The sequence below is a fragment of the Bradyrhizobium sp. genome (assembly GCF_030693485.1).
Taxonomy (GTDB): Bacteria; Pseudomonadota; Alphaproteobacteria; order Rhizobiales; family Xanthobacteraceae; genus Bradyrhizobium.
The window spans coordinates 1-2,901 of the sequence record NZ_JAUYAN010000281.1; the positions used below are offsets into that span (position 1 = coordinate 1).

The 2,901-nt window shown below is 64.4% G+C and carries 2 protein-coding genes; one reads left to right on the forward strand and one right to left on the reverse strand.

Going from position 1 to position 2,901, the window contains the following annotated elements; translation table 11 throughout:
- The first annotated feature begins 32 nt into the window (after positions 1–32).
- Positions 33–2,297: a TonB-dependent receptor gene (locus Q8N40_RS20580; protein WP_371135763.1), complete on the forward strand. Its 2,265-nt coding sequence runs from the start codon at positions 33–35 to the stop codon at positions 2,295–2,297.
- 282 nt (positions 2,298–2,579) lie between these two features.
- Here the strand turns inward: Q8N40_RS20580 and Q8N40_RS20585 are convergent.
- Positions 2,580–2,901: GNAT family N-acetyltransferase (locus Q8N40_RS20585; protein ID WP_305713102.1), on the reverse strand; the 322-nt coding region annotated here is incomplete at its 5' end.

Consider the following 2,901-nt stretch of genomic DNA (forward strand, 5'->3'; position numbering starts at 1 on the left):
CGGCTCAGGACGCCGCGCGGCCCACCACTCAATTGCCGGAAATCACGGTGACCGCGCCCAGCCCGATCCAGCGGCGCACCGTCGCACCACGGACCCCTGCCCGCGTCGCGCGAACCGGCCCTGCCGTCGCCCGCGAACCAGCGGCGCAACCGGCGCCGGTCGCCGCCGCACCACAACAAGGCGTGCTGCCAATCGTGACCGACCAGTTTGCCACGGTCACGGTGGTGCCGAACGAGGAAATCCGCCGCTCGGGCGGCGCCACGCTCGGCGATCTCCTGTTTTCAAAGCCGGGCATTACCAGTTCCAGTTTTGCGCCCGGCGCTTCAACCCGGCCGGTCATCCGGGGCCTCGACGTCAACCGCGTCGGCATCGTCGAAAACGGCATCGGCAGCAACGGCGCTTCGGATCTCGGCGAGGATCATTTTGTCCCGATCGATCCGCTCGCGACCAACCAGGTCGAAGTGATCCGCGGACCCGCGACCCTGCGCTATGGATCGACGGCGATCGGCGGCGTCGTCAGCGCGACCAACAACCGGATTCCCGATGCCCTGCCCTCCTGCGCGGCGGCACCGTTCCAGAGCTATGGCCTGCCCGCCAAGGCTCCGCTCGCGAACGTACCCTCGCCGTCCTGCGTGACCGTGGAAACGCGAACGGCGGTCAACTCGGTCGATCGCGGTGTCGAAGCCGGCATCCTGCTCGATGCCGGCGCCGGCAATTTCGCGGTGCATGCCGACGCCTATGGCCGCAAGAGCAGCGATTACAACATCCCGGGCTATCCGTATCTGTTCGACCAGACCCGGCCGGTCAACGGCCGTCAGCCCAACTCGGCCGCGCAGGCATCCGGCGGATCGATCGGCGGCTCGTATATCTTCGACGGTGGATTCATCGGTGCTGCAATCACGCAGAACGATTCGCTGTATCATGTGCCCGGCATCGAAGCCTCCGACCACCGGGCCCGCATTGACGCGCGCCAGACCAAGCTCACGGCCAAGGGCGAATATCGGCCCGATGCCGCAGCGATCGAGGCGATCCGGTTCTGGGCAGGCACCACCGATTACAAGCACAACGAGGTCGCGCTCGCCGACGCCACCGATCCCACCTCATTGGGCGTCCGGCAAACCTTCACCAACAAGGAGCATGAGGGCCGCGTCGAGGTCCAGTTGATGCCGTTCAACGCACGCTTCGCGACGGTGACGACCGCATTGGGTCTGCAGGCGAGCCACCAGAAACTGACCGCATCGAGCCCCGACGATCCGGACTCCCCGCTCAACGGCCTGTTCGATCCCAACAAGAACACCAAGGTCGCCGGCTACGCGTTCAACGAATTGAAATTCACCCAGACGACCAAGGCGCAGATCGCCGGCCGCGTCGAGCGCGTCGATCTCACGGGAACAATGCCCTCCTTGATTCCCGAACTGTTCGACCTGGCCGCGAATCCCGGCGATATCGGCCCACCGACGGCGCGCAACCTGTCCTTTACGCCGAAAAGCGCCAGCGTCGGCCTGATCCAGGATCTGCCATGGGGCCTCGTCGCCAGCATTACCGGCCAATATGTGGAGCGCGCGCCCAAGCCCGCCGAGCTGTTTTCACGCGGCCCGCACGAGGCGACCGTCACGTTCGACATCGGCAATCCCAACCTCGGAATTGAAACCGCCAAATCCGTCGAGATCGGGTTGCGGCGGGCAACCGGACCGCTGCGGTTCGAAGCTACTGCCTACTACACGAAGTTCAACGGCTTTATCTATCGGCGCCTGACCGGCAACACCTGCGAGGACGTCGCCTGCGTCGGCCCGGCGGATCCGGCTTCTCCGCTCGAACTCAATCAGGCGATCTATTCACAGCGCGACGCCACCTTCCGTGGCGCCGAATTCCAGAGCCAGCTCGATATCGGCCAATTCCACGGCGGCATCTGGGGCATCGAAAGCCAGTTCGACGTCGTCCGCGCCACCTTCTCCGACGGCAGCAACGTTCCCAGGATTCCACCGGTCCGCGCCGGCGCCGGCGTGTTCTGGCGCGATGCGAACTGGCTGGCGCGGATCAACTACCTGCATGCCTTCACTCAAAGCGATATAGCCGTGATCGGCGAAACGCCGACCGCGGGCTATAATCTCCTGAAGGCGGAAATAAGCTACAAGACCAAACTCGATGCGAGCTGGTTCGGCGCCCGCGAGATGATGGTCGGCGTGGTCGGCAACAACCTGCTGAACGAGAGCATCCGCAATTCGGTGTCGTACAACAAGGACGAGGTCCTGCTGCCGGGCATCGGTGTACGGGCGTTTGCGAATCTGAAGTTTTGATCGAACTCTATCAACGTCATTGCGAGGAGCGCTTTTGTCCGCCGAAGCCCGCCTTCGGGCGAAGGCGGATGCGACGAAGCAATCCATGTTGCCTCACAAAGAAAGAATGGATTGCTTCGCTTCGCTCGCAATGAAGTTGATGGGTCAATCTCGTAGCCCGGATGGATCTGTCGGGCCGGCGCAATCCGGGACAGGTGCGTCAGTTGCGCAGAGGCCCCGGATTACGCCGTCGGCCCGCGCATTCGCGCGACCCGTTGGCTTCCATCCGGGCTCAGGTCACGTTCACTTCGCCAGGCTCCAGTCCGGCCGGATCAAACCGGAGACATCGGTGAAGGCGCCTTCGACGAGTTCAGCCACGAGAAGGCGGCTGTAGTCGACCGGGCCGGGCATGGTGGCCCGTCCCTTCGGGACCGGCTTGAAACCGACGCGGCTGTAATAGGCTTCGTCGCCGACCAACAGCACCAGGCGATGCCCCTTGGCCCTGGCGTCATTCAATGCGCGATCCAGCAGCTTGCGGCCGACGCCGCGGCTGCGGAACGGCGGTTCGACCGTCAGCGGCCCCAGCAGCAAGGCCCTGGTATCGTCGATGCAGATCGGCAATTGC